General features: G+C 46.0%; 15 protein-coding genes. 6 read left to right on the top strand and 9 right to left on the bottom strand.

Annotated features, from left to right (window positions below):
- Positions 1-2: 2 nt before the first annotated feature.
- Positions 3-1,190: a formimidoylglutamase gene (locus tag G6N79_RS05075; RefSeq protein WP_103905651.1), complete on the bottom strand. Its 1,188-nt coding sequence runs from the start codon at positions 1,188-1,190 to the stop codon at positions 3-5.
- Between the two features lie 111 nt (positions 1,191-1,301).
- Between G6N79_RS05075 and G6N79_RS05070 the strand changes: the two genes are divergently transcribed.
- The gene (locus tag G6N79_RS05070) at positions 1,302-2,276 is read left to right on the top strand and encodes an NAD-dependent epimerase/dehydratase family protein (RefSeq protein WP_103905448.1); all 975 of its coding nucleotides are present in this window, start codon (positions 1,302-1,304) and stop codon (positions 2,274-2,276) included.
- A gap of 11 nt (positions 2,277-2,287) precedes the next feature.
- Complete coding sequence (locus G6N79_RS05065; protein ID WP_103905449.1) at positions 2,288-3,583, top strand: HAD-IB family phosphatase; 1,296 nt, start codon at positions 2,288-2,290, stop codon at positions 3,581-3,583.
- Between the two features lie 318 nt (positions 3,584-3,901).
- Here G6N79_RS05065 and G6N79_RS05060 read toward each other — a convergent pair whose 3' ends face one another.
- The 7 genes from G6N79_RS05060 to G6N79_RS05030 all read right to left on the bottom strand — a co-directional run bounded on the left by G6N79_RS05060 (position 3,902) and on the right by G6N79_RS05030 (position 10,344).
- Positions 3,902-4,474: a 5-formyltetrahydrofolate cyclo-ligase gene (locus G6N79_RS05060; protein ID WP_103905450.1), complete on the bottom strand. Its 573-nt coding sequence runs from the start codon at positions 4,472-4,474 to the stop codon at positions 3,902-3,904.
- A gap of 73 nt (positions 4,475-4,547) precedes the next feature.
- On the bottom strand, positions 4,548-5,108 hold the full coding sequence (efp, locus tag G6N79_RS05055) for an elongation factor P (RefSeq protein ID WP_103905451.1): 561 nt from the start codon (positions 5,106-5,108) through the stop codon (positions 4,548-4,550).
- 51 nt (positions 5,109-5,159) lie between these two features.
- Positions 5,160-5,774, bottom strand: coding sequence for an ABC transporter ATP-binding protein (locus tag G6N79_RS05050; RefSeq protein WP_103905452.1), 615 nt, complete (start codon positions 5,772-5,774; stop codon positions 5,160-5,162).
- Between the two features lie 15 nt (positions 5,775-5,789).
- Entirely contained in the window at positions 5,790-6,584 is a 795-nt protein-coding gene (gene lpxA, locus G6N79_RS05045) for an acyl-ACP--UDP-N-acetylglucosamine O-acyltransferase (protein ID WP_103905453.1), read from the bottom strand.
- A gap of 7 nt (positions 6,585-6,591) precedes the next feature.
- A complete protein-coding gene (locus G6N79_RS05040; RefSeq protein WP_200818761.1) occupies positions 6,592-7,989 on the bottom strand; it encodes a bifunctional UDP-3-O-[3-hydroxymyristoyl] N-acetylglucosamine deacetylase/3-hydroxyacyl-ACP dehydratase in 1,398 nt (465 codons plus the stop codon).
- Between the two features lie 41 nt (positions 7,990-8,030).
- The gene (gene lpxD, locus G6N79_RS05035; protein ID WP_103905455.1) at positions 8,031-9,068 is read right to left on the bottom strand and encodes a UDP-3-O-(3-hydroxymyristoyl)glucosamine N-acyltransferase; all 1,038 of its coding nucleotides are present in this window, start codon (positions 9,066-9,068) and stop codon (positions 8,031-8,033) included.
- Positions 9,069-9,081: 13 nt separating this feature from the next.
- Positions 9,082-10,344 carry an HD domain-containing protein gene (locus tag G6N79_RS05030; RefSeq protein ID WP_164527202.1) on the bottom strand — a complete coding sequence of 421 codons (1,263 nt, stop codon included), beginning with the start codon at positions 10,342-10,344 and terminating at the stop codon, positions 9,082-9,084.
- A gap of 837 nt (positions 10,345-11,181) precedes the next feature.
- Here G6N79_RS05030 and porX point away from each other — a divergent pair.
- Genes porX through G6N79_RS05010 form a run of 4 tightly spaced genes read left to right on the top strand, consistent with a single transcriptional unit; the run spans position 11,182 to position 15,085 of the window.
- Positions 11,182-12,735, top strand: a complete 1,554-nt coding sequence (gene porX, locus G6N79_RS05025) for a T9SS response regulator signal transducer PorX (protein ID WP_103905456.1) — start codon at positions 11,182-11,184, stop codon at positions 12,733-12,735.
- A 6-nt stretch (positions 12,736-12,741) separates the two neighbouring features.
- The gene (gene tsaE / locus G6N79_RS05020) at positions 12,742-13,149 is read left to right on the top strand and encodes a tRNA (adenosine(37)-N6)-threonylcarbamoyltransferase complex ATPase subunit type 1 TsaE (protein ID WP_103905457.1); all 408 of its coding nucleotides are present in this window, start codon (positions 12,742-12,744) and stop codon (positions 13,147-13,149) included.
- A 32-nt stretch (positions 13,150-13,181) separates the two neighbouring features.
- Complete coding sequence (locus G6N79_RS05015; RefSeq protein WP_146060580.1) at positions 13,182-13,976, top strand: outer membrane beta-barrel protein; 795 nt, start codon at positions 13,182-13,184, stop codon at positions 13,974-13,976.
- A 59-nt stretch (positions 13,977-14,035) separates the two neighbouring features.
- Positions 14,036-15,085: an ABC transporter ATP-binding protein gene (locus G6N79_RS05010; protein ID WP_103905459.1), complete on the top strand. Its 1,050-nt coding sequence runs from the start codon at positions 14,036-14,038 to the stop codon at positions 15,083-15,085.
- A gap of 6 nt (positions 15,086-15,091) precedes the next feature.
- Here G6N79_RS05010 and G6N79_RS05005 read toward each other — a convergent pair whose 3' ends face one another.
- Positions 15,092-15,958: an alpha/beta hydrolase gene (locus tag G6N79_RS05005; protein WP_103905460.1), complete on the bottom strand. Its 867-nt coding sequence runs from the start codon at positions 15,956-15,958 to the stop codon at positions 15,092-15,094.

Below are 15,958 nucleotides of genomic sequence, written 5' to 3'. Positions count from 1 at the left end.
TATTATTGCAATTTTTGATGTGTCTTCCACCAGAGGTCGGGCATATCGCCAGCGACAGCCATCTGGTAATCCTCATAACGGCATGGAACCAAATAGAACCGTTCATTGACCGATTTGGATCCAAAATAAGGAACCTGCATCCACCATCTATCCGATTTCTTGCTCTTGACGAACACCAATTCATAATCCTCTGCTTCCAACGTTGTCCGGTAAATGATGTAGTTCGATTTCGGATACATCGGCGCATCTTTCTTGCGGCTATAGTATCCATCGATAAAGCACCATACCATTTGGGCGATCAACATCCCTGTATGGCCCATTGGGTCGAAGGTCGGGTTGTACTCGTAAATTCCGAAAGAGGTACATTTGTCGGACATCCCAGCATAGCGCGCCAATTGGCAGGCTTCATCGCCATATAAACCGTTCGGTCCTGCATTGGCATTCCCTCCCGCCTCAGAAGCACGGATGGCACCAATATCAAAACTGACCATATCCGCAGAACGAATGATCGGCTCGGCTTGATCCAATTTCCCGGAAAAGGAACCCAGACGCATGGCATTAAAAAACAATTTATCGTACATATTGATCGACTCCTTGCTAACCAAGTAAGTCTGGTAGCCAATATTGCTCAGGTTGAAGAGGTAGTCGGGTTGGTGGAGGATAATATGGTTCAGGTAGGTCTGTGAATTCAAGGGCATGTCTTCCGCATTTTCCTGATCCAGATCAAAACGGGAGTCAATCACCGCCACGTCCACACGCTGCTCCATACCTTCGTATGCTGTATACTGTGCATAGGTCAGATCCTGGCCACCTCCGATCAGGATCGGAAGGATGTTTTGCTTCATCAGTTCTTCCATAACCAGTTTAATGGCCACGTACGTATCCTTTACGGTAGAGCCGGCTTTAATGTTGCCCAAATCGACAATCTTCACCGTATAATCCCCTTGGTAGAGGTCGTACAGGTGTCGGCGGACCACATCAGGTCCTTTCTGCGTACCGTTGTTGTTGAAAGCTCCGCGACCTTCCTCTACCCCAAATATGGCAATCTGCGGCACTTCATCTTCCTCCTCCCATTTTGGAAACGTGTCAACGTATTTTTCGATGGATTTTCCGAATTGAGAATTGTAGTAATCCTCGGGGAGGCCAAGATCTTGTATTGCAATCGGCGATAAAAAGTCAGCTAATGTCATATAGTTCATGTAAAACCCGAAAAAATCAGGTGTTTATGCTTTAGTATTTAGCAAATATGCATTTATTACCTTATTTTTGAAGTACACAATTTTTCAACAATAAGTTAGGAAGTGATTTTAGTAACAGGCGGCACAGGATTTTTGGGATCTACACTCTTGCAATATCTGATTGATGATGGGCAGGGTGTGATTGCCCTGAAACGCGAATCCTCCATCATTCCGGATCATTTAAAGGCATCTTCCCTGATCCAATGGGTAGACGCTGATATCACGGATTACTTTGCTCTGGAAGAATTGTTCCCCAAGATTAAACAGGTTTATCATTGCGCAGCCAAGGTTTCTTACCAGAAATCCGATGCTTCCGAGATGTTCCAGACCAACATCGAGGGGACCAAGCACATTGTTAACCTATGCATGCTCCATCAGGTCCGCTTGCTGCACGTGAGTTCCATTGCTGCCCTGGGCACCAATAAAAAAGGGCTGCCCGTGAGCGAAAAGGACAAATGGGAGCGTCTGCCGAAGACATCAAACTATTCGTTGGCCAAATACGAAAGTGAGATGGAAGTTTGGCGCGGTATTGCAGAGGGCTTGGATGCCATTATTGTCAATCCATCCATAATCATGGGGATCGGTTGGGGCGAGCGAGGTTCGCGTGCCATCTTCGATATGGTCGACAAAGGCAATAAAATCTATCCGCAGGGATCCGTCGGAATTGTCGATGTCAGTGACGTTGCCAAAATCATGATCGCCCTGATGAACAGCAGTATTTCCGGTGAGCGCTTTATCCTGAATGCCGATAACATCAGCAACCAGGAATTGTTAACCAAGATCAGCACATTGATGAACAAACCTGCACCGCGGATCAAGGCCACACCCGTGATGCTCTCGCTGGCATGGCGCATGTCCAAGGTTGCATCGCTCATCAACGGCAAGAAACCGGCACTAACCGCCGAAACAGCACGCGCAGCCAACAACAGGATGCAGTACGACAACAGCAAAATTGTGAAAACCCTGAACTACAGCTTCAAACCTGTGGACCAGACGTTGAAAGAGGTCTGCGAGACCTATTACGCGAAAACAATCTAAACGCAATAAAAGTGAAAAATTATTACATCATAGACTTCGACAGCACATTTACCCAAGTCGAGGCTTTGGACGAATTGGCTAGAATTTCCCTGGAGCATCATCCGGATCAGGAGGAAATCTACAAGGAGATCGAACGTTTCACCAACTTGGCCATGGAGGGGAAGATTTCCTTTCGGGAGAGCTTGGCGGGCCGCGTAAAATTACTGCAGGCAAACCGCAGCCACCTGGACAAATTGATTACCCACCTCAAGAAAAAGGTGTCCAAATCCTTCAGCCGCAACAAGGAATTCTTCAAAAAACATTCCGACACCGCATGGATCGTTTCGGGAGGCTTTAAGGAGTTCATTACCCCTGTCGTGAGCCAATACCATATCCAGAAGGAGAACATCTACGCCAACACGTTTAAATTCGATGAGGCCGGCAATATTGTGGGCTATGATGAACATAATCCGCTTTCCGATGAAGGTGGTAAGGTCAAATTACTGCAGCAGTTGAATATCGAGGGACGCATCTTTGGTATTGGGGATGGCTATTCGGATTTCCAGCTGAAAGAATCCGGACTGATCGAGAAATTCTACGCCTTTACGGAGAATATCTCCCGCCAATCCGTTACGGATCGCGCGGACCATATCACACCATCTTTTGATGAATTCCTCTATGTCAACGACCTGCCAAGGGCCATTTCCTACCCAAAAAACAGGATTCTATGCCTAATTGTCGGCGATGTACCGGAAATAGCGGCACATATCCTCAAAAATGATGGGCTATCCATCCGGATTAAGGATACCTTGGAAGAAAAATACGTGAAAGATGTAGGGCTGTTATTGCTAGGTCCTGGTGAAACGATTGACGATGAGGTCCTATCCCGGGCGGACAAACTCAAGACTATCGGGTATCTGGGCGATGTCAAAGGCCATCTTTCCAAAGCGATCTGCAATGAAAAGGGTATTGTGGTGTTCGATGATAAAAAGGGGAAGAAACGCAATGCGGAATTTATCCCACGCCGAATGGCCGCTTTCATCAATAACGGGGATACGGACCAGAGCCGGAACTTCCCGAACCTGCTGTTGCCGAAGCTGACAAGAGCACACCGCTTACTGCACATCCACCGGAACGTTCCTGGTGTTATGGCGCAGATCAACAAGATCTATGCAGAGCATGAAATCAATATCTTTTCACAGTTCCTGATGACCCGTGGTGAGATCGGCTATGCCGTTACGGATATTGATGCCGCCTACGACAAAACGGTCTTAAAACAACTGAAACAGGTGGAAAACACGATAAAATTTAGAATTCTCTATAAATAGGGATTAGAAAGTAAGTCTAAAAAGCTTAGGAAACTGGAAATACCTTTAGGCATTTCGATTTTGAATTTTTAAGGTCCGGCAATTTCCGCCAGATCCTCACAGTACAGGGAGTAAATAATGAATGATGTTTACCTCAGCTTTTTAGACAAATCTTTCTTTATTCTGGATGATCTACTGGGCAGATCTCCGTACTCCTTTATCCAATGGCTCCGGGAAAAACCCCTTTTACGCACCATTTGATCAACCCTCTACTATTAAAACGCCGATTTGGCGCGAAGATTATAATTTTCCTGATATTTCTGACCGGCGAACCCGAATCTATCCCAGCTCATAGGTCCCTCCTGGAGTAAAGACGACCGAGATGGGTATATCCCAAGGTTGGATACCATCGATGTGATCGATGGGTACAAAATAAGAAATGCCGAGCTTCTGCACATCCGGTCTGCAGGCTGCGAAAAAGCGATCGTAAAAGCCCTTTCCGTACCCTATCCTATTTCCAGCACGGTCGACCACCAACAACGGCGCCACGACGGCATCGATCTGCTGCACATCGATTTCCGGGGCATTCACGGGCTCTGGTATTCCCCATGGGTTGTGTTCCAGAGGAGCGTCCTTTTCCATCAGGTAATGCTTCAGCTCGTGGGTTTCAAAATCAGATTTACTGATCACGATATGGATTTTTGGGTAGTTTTCCCAAATCCACTCGATGAAGGGCATGGTATCGTATTCCTTGAATTTAGCAATGGAGAGGTAGCAGTGCAGGTAGGTAATGCCTGACCAATCGAATGCCTGCAATTGCTGGAACAATTGCTGGTCCATCCGTTCCACCTCTGGAATGGAAAGGTTCGTTCTCTTCAGTTTGTAGGCTGCCCTTGCCGTTGCTTTATCCATATCAATTTCAAAAAAAACGGCCTTGAAGCTTGGGAGCTAACAAGACCGAATAATCAACCTAAACCTAAAATCTTTATTTTACACGTTCCATGTAATCACCGGTACGTGTATCTACTTTTACTTTATCACCTTGGTTAATGAACAAAGGAACGCGGATTTCTACGCCAGTCTCTACAGTTGCGCTTTTCAACGCATTGGTCGAAGTATCGCCCTTTACTGCAGGCTCAGTGTAGGTAATTTCCAATTCCACACTTGCAGGAGTCTGCGCCATGATCGGCTCGTCGCTCTCAAATGCCACGATTACGTTCATTCCTTCTTTCAGGAAACGGGCAGAATCACCGAACAAGGATTTCGGGATATTGAACTGATCGTAGGTATTGTTGTCCATTACCACGAAAAATTCGCCGTCCTCGTATAGGTATTGATAGTCGTTGGTCTCAACACGTGCAATCTCTACCTCTTCGTCCGTTCTGAATCTATATTCTACTAATTTATTCGTTTTGATATTACGCATTCTCGCTTGGTAAAATGCGCGTAGGTTTCCTGGAGTACGGTGAATGAATTCCTCTACCGATACCAATTCTCCATTGAAACGAAGTATATTTCCACTTTTAACGTCTGAAGCCTTTGCCATAATATATTCTTAATTTCTTGCGCAAAAATAACAAAAAACGTGAGTATCACGTTATTTATAATCCATAATTTGCAGAAATTCATCACAAAAAGCATATTCATGCTCCTGATTCGAACCGATGATCAATATACGTTCTTGTTTTGTTTTCTGCAAGAGGTCCAGGTACCATTTTTCACCTTCCCGGTCCAGGTTACTGGTCGGTTCATCCAAAAAAAGAATTTTGCTGTCCGCACAACAGGCCAGCAGCAATTTCACCCGTTGTTTCATCCCGGATGAAAAGTGTCGGATCTCTTTCTGCTGCACATGCTTTGCAAATCCCAACAGATCCACCATCTCCTGCCGATCCATGCTCGTCGGCTTAAATTTGAAATGGAAATCGATCATTTCCGCTAAAGAAAATTCTTCGATCAACTCGACATAGGGCGCAGCAAGGCTTATCCATTGGAAAACTTGATCGTGATCCTTTTCCTTTCCATCCTGCAGGTATTGCAGCTTCCCTTCACTGGGATTGAGTGCTGCTGTCAATACTTTGATCAGGGTGGATTTACCAGATCCGTTCGGACCTAGGATCGCGTAACTGTTTCCAAAAGAAAAGGTATAATCGAGGTGGCGAAAAATCCACTCTCTATTATACCTTCTACCAATATCATGTAGAGTTATATTCAAATATTCGCTGTTTTATTAAATACTCGATTTTCCTTGTCCAAATCCTTTGACAACTCCGCGGTTGGAGGCGCGTACGAATCCTAGGATTTCATCCCGCAATTCAGTCGCTTCGAACTCCGCTTCCACCAAATCCAGGGCTTTACCCAGATTACTGTGCTGTACGAACAGGACGCGGTAGATGTTCTGGATTTCATTGATCTGCTCGTTGCTGTATCCCCTTCTGCGAAGCCCAACCGAGTTGATACCTGCATAGGAAATAGGCTCACGTGCCGCTTTGATATACGGAGGAACGTCCTTGCGCACCAAGGTACCCCCTGTTACGAAGGCATGGGATCCAATCTTACAAAATTGGTGTACCGCAACCATTCCCGCCAATACCACATAGTCACCAACGGTAATGTGGCCCGCCAAGGTACTGGAATTGGAAAAGATACAGTTATCGCCGATGAAACAATCATGCGCGATATGGCTGTATGCCTGAATCAGGCAATTTTTCCCGATTACGGTCCGATAGCGATCTTTTGTTCCACGGTTAATGGTCACACACTCGCGGATGGTGGTATTATCGCCGATCTCCGCTGTTGTGATCTCCCCCTCAAACTTTAAGTCCTGAGGTTCACCCGAAATCACGGCTCCCGGAAAAATCCGGCAATTCTTTCCGATCCGTGCGCCATTCATGATGACGACATTGGAACCTATCCAAGTTCCCTCCCCGATCTCCACATCTTTGTGAATCGTGGAAAACGGTTCGATAACAACATTCTGGGCAATTTTTGCCTCAGGATGGATATATGATAGTGGTTGTATCATTCTAATATTAATTTCCTTTGACCTTGACAATTTGTGCCATTAGTTCGGCCTCACTAACGACTTTATCTCCAACCATACCCACTCCTTTCATCCGTGCAATTCCACGACGAATAGGCTCAATCAGGTCACAGCTGAAGATCACTGTATCGCCAGGGACAACCTGGTTCTTAAAACGTGCATTTTCGATCTTTAAGAACAGGGTCAACCAATTTTCAGGGTCAGGAACGGTATTCAGTACAAGAATACCTCCGGTCTGCGCCATCGCTTCGATCTGCAGAACGCCCGGGAACAAAGGTGCTCCTGGGAAATGCCCCATGAACAGGTCTTCATTCATCGTTACGTTCTTCAAACCGACAACATGGGTTTCGGACAGCTCAAGAATCTTATCGATCATCAAGAAAGGTTGACGATGCGGCAGGATGTTCATGATCTGTACGGTATCATATACCGGCGGCGTATTCGGGTCGTACACCTTCACGCCTTTTTTCTGTTTTTCGCGTTTCATTTGTGCCTTGATGCGTTTTGCAAAGGCCACGTTCGCAGCATGCCCAGGGCGTGCTGCCATGATATGACCTTTGATCGGCTTGCCGACTAGGGCAAGGTCACCGATCATATCCAATAATTTATGACGGGCAGGTTCATTCTGATAGCGTAGGGAGATATTGTTCAAAATTCCTTCCTGCGCTACTTCCACTCGCTTGTGGAACAGATCCTGCAACTTATCCAATTCGCCCTCTGAAACTTCCTTGTCCACGATAACGATCGCATTGGATAGATCACCACCTTTGATCAGGTTCTGACTCACCAAAGCTTCCAGCTCATGCAAGAAACAGAAGGTACGGGATCCGGCAATCTCCTTACTGAACTCATCGATATTGCTAATGGACGCATGTTGGCTGCCCAACACCGGTGAGTTGAAGTCGATCATGCAGGTAATGCGGTACCCATCTACGGGCATGGCCACAATCTCCACCTTATTTTCAGGATCCGTATAATGTATGTTGTCGGTCACTTCGAAGAAGTCCCGATCAGCTTCCTGATCTTGGAAGCCAATTTCTTGAATTTTCTCGATAAATATCGCTGAACTTCCGTCCAAGATAGGAACTTCAGGACCGTCGATCTCTATGAGCACGTTGTCCAACTGCAGTCCTACCAATGCCGCCATCAAATGCTCGATGGTGCTTACAGAAGCGCCGTTTTGCGTAATTGTAGTTCCCCTTGCGGTATTTGACACGTTGTCAGCATCCACACTTACAATTGGTTCACCATCTAAATCCACGCGTTTGAATTTATACCAGTGGTTTTCCGCCGCAGGCTTTAAAGTCAAATTCACCTGCTTCCCCGTATGCAGGCCTACGCCCGAAAATTGGACGTCAGATTTAATGGTTCTCTGTTTTACATTCATATCTAGCATTCGTGTTTTGCAAAAAATATTATCGGGTAAAGTTAGCTATTATTTTTTTCTTTTAGTTGTTTTTCCAGCTCAGCGATACGTCTTTCCATTTCCGGAAGCTTTGCATACAGGACCTGAGAGCGCAATTCATTGTTGTAAGGAAATGCTGGACTTCCGCCCCATTTTTTATTTTCCTCCAATAGGGAGCGGTTAATTCCCGATTGCGCCTGTACCTGTGTGCCCTTGGCGATGGTAATATGCCCAACGACGCCAACCTGCCCACCGAGAATGACATTCTCACCGACTTTGGTACTGCCGGACACTCCTGTCTGCGCCGCGATAACGGTATTCTTACCGATCTCCACATTGTGCGCAATCTGAATCAGGTTGTCCAATTTGACACCCTTCTTGATACGTGTGGAACCCAATGTCGCACGGTCAACGACCGTATTGGCACCGATCTCCACATCGTCTTCAATAACGACATTCCCGATCTGTGGCACCTTCTGATAGGTTCCATCTCCCTGGGGCGCAAAGCCAAAGCCATCACTGCCGATGACCGCACCGGAATGGATCATGACACCGTCGCCAAGGACACAGTCGTTGTAGATCTTTACACCGGGCAACAGCACCACTCGATCCCCGATCTGTACGTTATCACCGATGAAAACCTGTGGATAGATTCTTGCCTTATTCCCGATCTTGACATGCTTACCGATATAGGTAAAGGCGCCAACATAGGCATCCTCTCCCAATTGCACCGTTTCATGAATCGCGTTCGGCTCTTCAATACCTCGTTTATCGTTAGTCATTTCATCGTACAGCTTCAACAGCTCCGTAAATGCAGAATACGCATTCTTTACGCGCACAAGTGTAGATTTGACCGGTTTCTGTAGGGCAAGGTCCTCATTCACCACGATGATCCCTGCTTCGATCTCGTAGATGAAATGTTCATACTTCGGATTGGCCAAAAAGGTTAGGCTTCGGGAGGTTGACTCCTCGATCTTGGAAAGTTGATCAACCACCGTTGTGGAATCCCCTTCCACCTTTCCCTTTAATAAGGTCGCTATTTGTTCAGCAGTAAATTGCATGCAATAAAACTAGTTATATGTTAATAATTGTCTGTTTGGTCAGGGGTACATAGCCAATTTCCTTCGGATAGGTAATCGCATATTTCTCCACCCGCCGGGAAAGTGCCTCAATGTTGGATAGATCGGATGCCTCAGCAATATCCTTCAATTGTCCATCCTTGAATAGTACGCATATTTTGCCGCCACTTGCATCGTAGGCATTGTTCGCAATGACCTGCTCATAGATGTAGTAGCCTAAATCTTCTTCCGCGACACCAAACTTCTCAATTACTCGTTCTTTAATCTCTTGTCTATAGGATTCCGAAAAGGGTGTATTGCTCAACTCCGTTCGGAACAGCTCCCGTTTTATTATTTTGGAACATAAAAGACTTAATATCGGGTCTTTATGGTCCGTCCATATCTTAATCGCTGATAAGATATCCGTATCATCCAAACGTGTAAACCACTTCAAGTGAGACGGATCAGCTAAAAAATTATCTTTATTTACCTTGTTCTTCAGGAAATGGCCAAATGCTGGCGTGGCAAACAGCTCTTCTCCAGCATTACTTAGCTCCTTGGCGCGGGTTAGCGCCTGTATGAGCATTTGCTCTGCCGTGATCACCGTCTTGTGCAGATAGACCTGCCAGTACATCAACCGACGGGCAATCAGGAACTTCTCTACGGAATAGATCCCCTTGGCCTCTATGACCAATTGATCATCCTTTACGAACAGCATCTTGATGATCCTGTCAAAGGAAATCACCCCTTCTGACACACCGGTGAAGAAACTATCCCTGTTCAGGTAATCCATCCGATCTGTATCCAATTGACTGGAGACCAATTGGTGCAGGAAACGACGGGGATACTGATCATTAAAAATCGTAATGGCCAAATCCAACTTGCCTGAAAACTCCTGGTTCAAGCGATCCATCAACAGCGCCGAAATCAGCTCATGGGATACACCTTCGACGATTGTATGTTCCAGGGAATGGGAGAATGGCCCATGCCCGACGTCGTGCAACAGGATTGCTGCCAATGCGGCCTCTTCTTCTTCCTCCGAAATATAGACATCCTTACCGCGCAGTGTTTCAATGGCCAAGCTCATCAGGTGCATGGCACCGATGACATGCTGGAATCGCGTATGCAGTGCACCGGGGTAAACCAGGTGTGTCATGCTTACCTGCTTGATATACCGAAGGCGCTGTAAATAGGGGTGCTGGATGAGGTCATAAATGAATCCCGACGGAATTGTAACAAAACCGTAGACAGGATCATTTATTATTTTTTTCTTATTCAATTGCCTAAAAATAGTGATTATGCCTTCGCCCAACCGCAAGCAGGATGCTATATAGTAAGTCTAAGATACGGGCAAAGATACATACATGGTACTTAATTAATGTTAAAAAAATGCCAAAAACCTTGTAATTACCTATTTTCAACTACTTTTCTGAGCAATACCCAAACATTCAGTTTCTCGCTAACATCTCCATATCACCACATTATTCCATTGAACAACGTACACGAATGTTTCAACATGTAGTTGACAATTTTTTAATTATTACTGAACAACTTTTTTAAAAATCAAGCTTTTCGAACACCTGTGGATACATTTCAATGGCCAAAACTTCTCATGTAAGCAGACAATAGATTTAAAATGGACAGGGACCTTGTCTGACATGCGAGCGTGGTCAGAGCGTGGTGAGAGCGAGGTGAGACCGTGCCTATAGGACGCTCTCACCTCGCTAAAACCCCGGACGCACCCCGCATGCATGTCGAACAAGGTCCTAAGCAATGGCAAAGCGGATTTTGCCCCAATTGTGCATTGAGGAAATGTCAAGTCAAGGTGTAAAATGATAAAAAAAACAAAACACGACAGCGTATGGCCAATTTGGTTTTTGCAAGGATTTAAGGATTATCTTATTGATCTATAAAAAATAGAGCTTAGAATGGGATAATGTCCCTCGGGCGGTAGGATTACTGAAATATAATAAATTAAAGCCGGATTACGGCAAATTTTTTATCGAATTTCAAAAAAATTGAACAAGTTATGTCAGGCAACCTTTAACTTAATCTGGTAAATAAACCCCAAGTATGCTTCTAAAAATGTAAATTAGCTCGATTAAGGAAAGGTAATATGCAGAAAATCCACATTCTTTGGGCAGATGATGAAATTGAGTTCCTAAAACCTCATATCTTATTATTAGAACAGAAAGATTATAAAGTAAAGACAGTAAACAACGGTTCAGATGCTGTGGAAGCATTTCAAAACGAACCCTTTGACTTGGTTTTTCTGGATGAGAATATGCCTGGATTGACTGGATTGGAGACCCTGGATATCCTTAAGGAGATTAACCCTTCCATTCCCATGGTGCTGGTCACCAAGAACGAGGAGGAGCACCTGATGGAAGATGCCATCGGCGCCAAGATCGATGATTACCTGATCAAGCCTGTCAATCCAAAACAGATTCTACTCACCATCAAGAAATTCACGGAAAATAAACGCTTGATTTCCGAGCGTACCAGCATGGCCTACCAACAGGACTTCCGGGAACTGGGTATGCGCATGAATGATATCGGCAGCTACCACGAATGGGTACACGCCTACAAGAAACTGTTGTACTGGGAACTATCTTTGGAGAAATTGGAAGACGCAGGTATGCATGAAATCTTGACCATGCAGAAGTCTGAAGCCAACCTGTTGTTCTCCAAATTTATCGAAAAGGAATACCTGCATTGGATCAAAAATCCGGAGGAGGGACCTACCCTATCCCACCAGCTTTTCAAGAAAAAGGTTTTCCCCAAACTTGAACCTGAGAAACCCACATTCTTCTTCCTCATCGACAACCTAAGGTATGACCAGTGGAAGGTGATCAACGAGGTGATTACAGATTATTACCGCGTGGAAGAGGAAGACAATTATTACAGTATCTTGCCGACCGCAACGCAATATGCGCGGAACGCTATTTTCTCGGGGCTGACTCCATTGGAAATGGAGAAACGGTTCCCCAACGAATGGCAGAATGACGACGATGAAGGTGGAAAGAACCTGTACGAGGATGTGTTCCTGGCCGACCAGATAAAGCGCGTGTACCGTAAGGATATCCGCCATAGCTATACCAAGGTCATCACCATGGAGCAGGGAAAAGATGTGCTCGATAACATCAACAAGTACATGCAGAATGATCTGAATGTGTTGGTTTATAACTTCGTGGACATGCTTTCGCATGCACGCACGGATGTAGCCATGATCCGCGAGCTCGCCAATGATGACGCAGCCTACCGTTCGTTGACCTTATCGTGGTTTGAGCACTCGCCCCTATTGGATGTGCTGAAATGGTTGGCGCAGAAAAACGTGCGGGTCATTATCACGACGGACCACGGTACGATACGGGTGAAAAAGCCGAGCAAGATCATCGGCGATCGGAATACCAACACGAATCTTCGCTACAAACAGGGGAAGAACCTGAATTACATCGACAAGGATGTCTTTGTGATCAAAAACCCCCATGAGGCACAGTTACCGAAGGTACACGTCAGTTCCGCTTATGTATTCGCCAAGGAAGATGCCTTTTTCGTTTACCCGAACAACTACAATCAATTCGTCAACTATTTCAACGGGACCTTTCAGCATGGGGGGATTTCGCTGGAAGAGATGATTATCCCTTTTATTACGTATAGCCCCAAATAAACAGCCATGGAATATAGTGTACAGCAACCCGAAGAACTGAGGAATGCAGCGGCTTGGCTTTTTGACCATACGGGAGATAGCAGGGTTTTTATCTTTAAGGCACCTATGGGTGCCGGCAAGACGACCTTTATCAAATCCCTTTGCGAACACCTGCAGGTTGAGGACAGCACCTCCAGTCCGACTTTTTCCATTGTCAATGAGTACCGTTCGCCGAAAGGACCGGTCTATCATTTCGATTTCTACCGGCTCAAGGACGAACAGGAAGCGTTCGATCTGGGTTATGAAGAATATTTCTATTCCGACCACTACTGTTTTATTGAATGGCCGGAAAAAATACCTAATTTAATCCCTGAGGATGCCATCCTCGTGGAAATAACGGTCAATGACGACAAATCAAGGACCATTACGATATAAATACAATGGCGCACATCAACGAGATTAAACGCATGAGATTATTTTTAACAAGCTTATTCGCCCTATTTATTGGTATCAGCAGTTCCACTGCCCAAGTTATCTACAAAAAAGAATCCAAGGACTCCTTGGGAAACACGGACATTGTTTCGGTAGGCATTGGCAAGGGAGATTCGGAAATGGATAACGGGGAAGTGATCGTCTACCCGCGTACCTACGGAGGATTGACATTTACCCGGATCGACTGGGGATTCTCCCGCCTTATGGACGATGGGAGCTTTACCCTGAGCGATGAGAACCAATTTCTTTCCTACAAGAAAGCGTCAAACTTCGGATTCGACATTGCCCAATTTGGCGTCCGATTCACGGATAATTTCAAAATCTACCTCTCGGCAGGTTTCGAGTGGAACTATTGGCGATTAAAGCAAAATGTACAGCTGCTGGAAGATGTGAAGCCCTTAACCTATGCGCAATTGGATGAGCAGGCGGGCTATGAGAAGAACATCCTGACATCCACCTACCTCCGATTACCACTTTCATTTGAATTGCGGAGCAGGCAACTGCAGAACGGTAAGCGTTTCAAATTGGCATTCGGAGCGATGACGGGTGTGTTGCTAAAAGGTACGCAACGCCTAAAGAGCGACAAAAACGGCAAACAGAAATTCAAGGACGGCTTTAACCTGCAGTCCTTCCAGTATGGACCGTTCCTTCGCGTTGGCTATGATAATTACGGGCTATTTGCAAAATATTACATGAATGATATGTTCCAGGATAGTCCTCAGCAGGAAGGTGTCCGCAATTTGACTTTCGGGGTAACGTTGGGATTTTAAAGGAAAAACGATTATAAACTGTATTTTTGTTGTTGGGTTCAAAACGCCCGACATTATTTATGGCTACGCAATCTAACTCTTGTCAGTATATTTTCTCGGATGTTCAAAAGCAGGATGTACCCCTTATCTACGGTGAGGATGTCAGCTGCATATTCGAGGGCAACCTGACGGTGACCGCGGTCAATCACGTTGACTTCGGCATCGAGGAAGGCAAGATCACGGCCATTATCGGTGAATCGGGCAGCGGTAAGAGTACCCTCTTGAAATTGATCTACGGCCTCTTGGAGCCCAACAGCGGCGAAATTCGGTACCGTGGATGGCTGGTGCCTACGCGGAAGGATAAGCTGATTCCAGGGCATGATGCCATGAAACTGGTATCGCAGGGTTTTGATGACCTGAACCTCTATGCCAAGGTGTGGGATAACGTGGCATCCCAGCTTTCCAACACCAACCTGGCCCTCAAGGCCAGCCGGACGCAGGAAGTACTGGAACAGTTGCGCATAGACCACCTGGCCCAAAAACGTGTCGCAGATCTCAGCGGTGGGGAAAAGCAACGCGTTGCCATCAGCCGAGCGCTCATCAATGATCCAGAAGTGCTCTTGATGGACGAGCCCTTCAACCAAGTGGATGCTGCCTTTCGAGATGAACTGCAACAGGACATCCAACAGATCGTACAAAAAACAGGACTGACAGTGATTTTGGTATCCCATGACCCTGCTGAAGTGTTAGCCATGGCCGACTACCTGATCGTGATGAAAGCTGGCGAGATTACCGACCAGGGCAAACCCCATGCGCTTTATGTCGAACCCAATAGCCCGTATACGGCGCGACTATTGGCCAAAAGCAACATCTTAAGCCCCCAGCAAGCCGCCGTCCTGGGGATTCAGGTTGACAGCGAAATTTCCATCCTTCAGGAAAACATCCGGTTCGAAGAGCAGGAACACGGAGCTTATTGGGTAAAGGATTTCCGATTCCGTGGGTTCTACAATGAACTGATCATCGGCAATGACGACATTACGCTCCATACCATACAATATCCGAAAACCTTGGTCAAAAAAAATACGAGAATTCATATCCTCGTATCTTCTTACCATAAATTTGGTACTTAAAAATTCTTATTGGGCGTTTACTTCTTCCAACCACTTCATCATAGCGGCAAACCAATCCCGGTCATTGGTTTTGTTGATCAGACCGAAACCGTGCCCGCCTTCCTCATAGGTAAACATGGCATTTCTGACATTGTACGCATTTAAAGCTTTTGCGTAACGGTTTGCATTTTCAATCGGCACCGTTTTATCATCCTTGGCACTCATCAGGAATGTAGGTTGGGAGCTTTCACTTACCCTATTTTCCATGGAGAAAAATTCTACATCCTCCGGTTTGAAATCTGGCCCGATCAGGCTTTCCTTCGTACCCTTGTTGGTGATTGCATCCTCAAACGAAATTACAGGATACGCCAGTACGGTAAAATCCGGGCGCAGGTTCACCTGCTTCAACGCTTCGGTCTGTGGAAGCTCAAAGAGGTTGGAAACCGATGCGGCCAGGTGTCCTCCCGCGGAGAATCCGATGACAGCGATCTTCTTATTGGGATGATCCTTACGAATCTGCGCCATGGCATATTGTGCATCCTGCACGGGCCCATAGCGTTTGTCTTTCATGGTCGTTGCCTTCGGTAGGCGATAGCGCAATACATAGGCTGAATAGCCAAGATCGTTCAACCGCTTGGCGACTGCGTGGCCTTCATGATTGATTGCGACATGCGAATAGCCGCCTCCCGGAATCACCAAGAAAACGATGTCCTTACTGCTGTCTGCGGCGGTGTGGACAAATAATTTGGGGATATCGGCATCCTCCAGTTCCTGAACAGGCTTGAGGCTCCCCGGAATCTCCTCGACCCCATATAATGCGCGCATTTCCCCAGTATCCTGGGCATATAGATGAATTGACATGATGCTCAACAGTAGTAACAGTAGATTTTTCAT

The organism is Sphingobacterium lactis, from assembly GCF_011046555.1.
Taxonomy (GTDB): domain Bacteria; phylum Bacteroidota; class Bacteroidia; order Sphingobacteriales; family Sphingobacteriaceae; genus Sphingobacterium; species Sphingobacterium lactis.
Note: the sequence above shows the minus strand (reverse complement) of the source record. Positions and strands in the feature narration are given on the sequence as shown.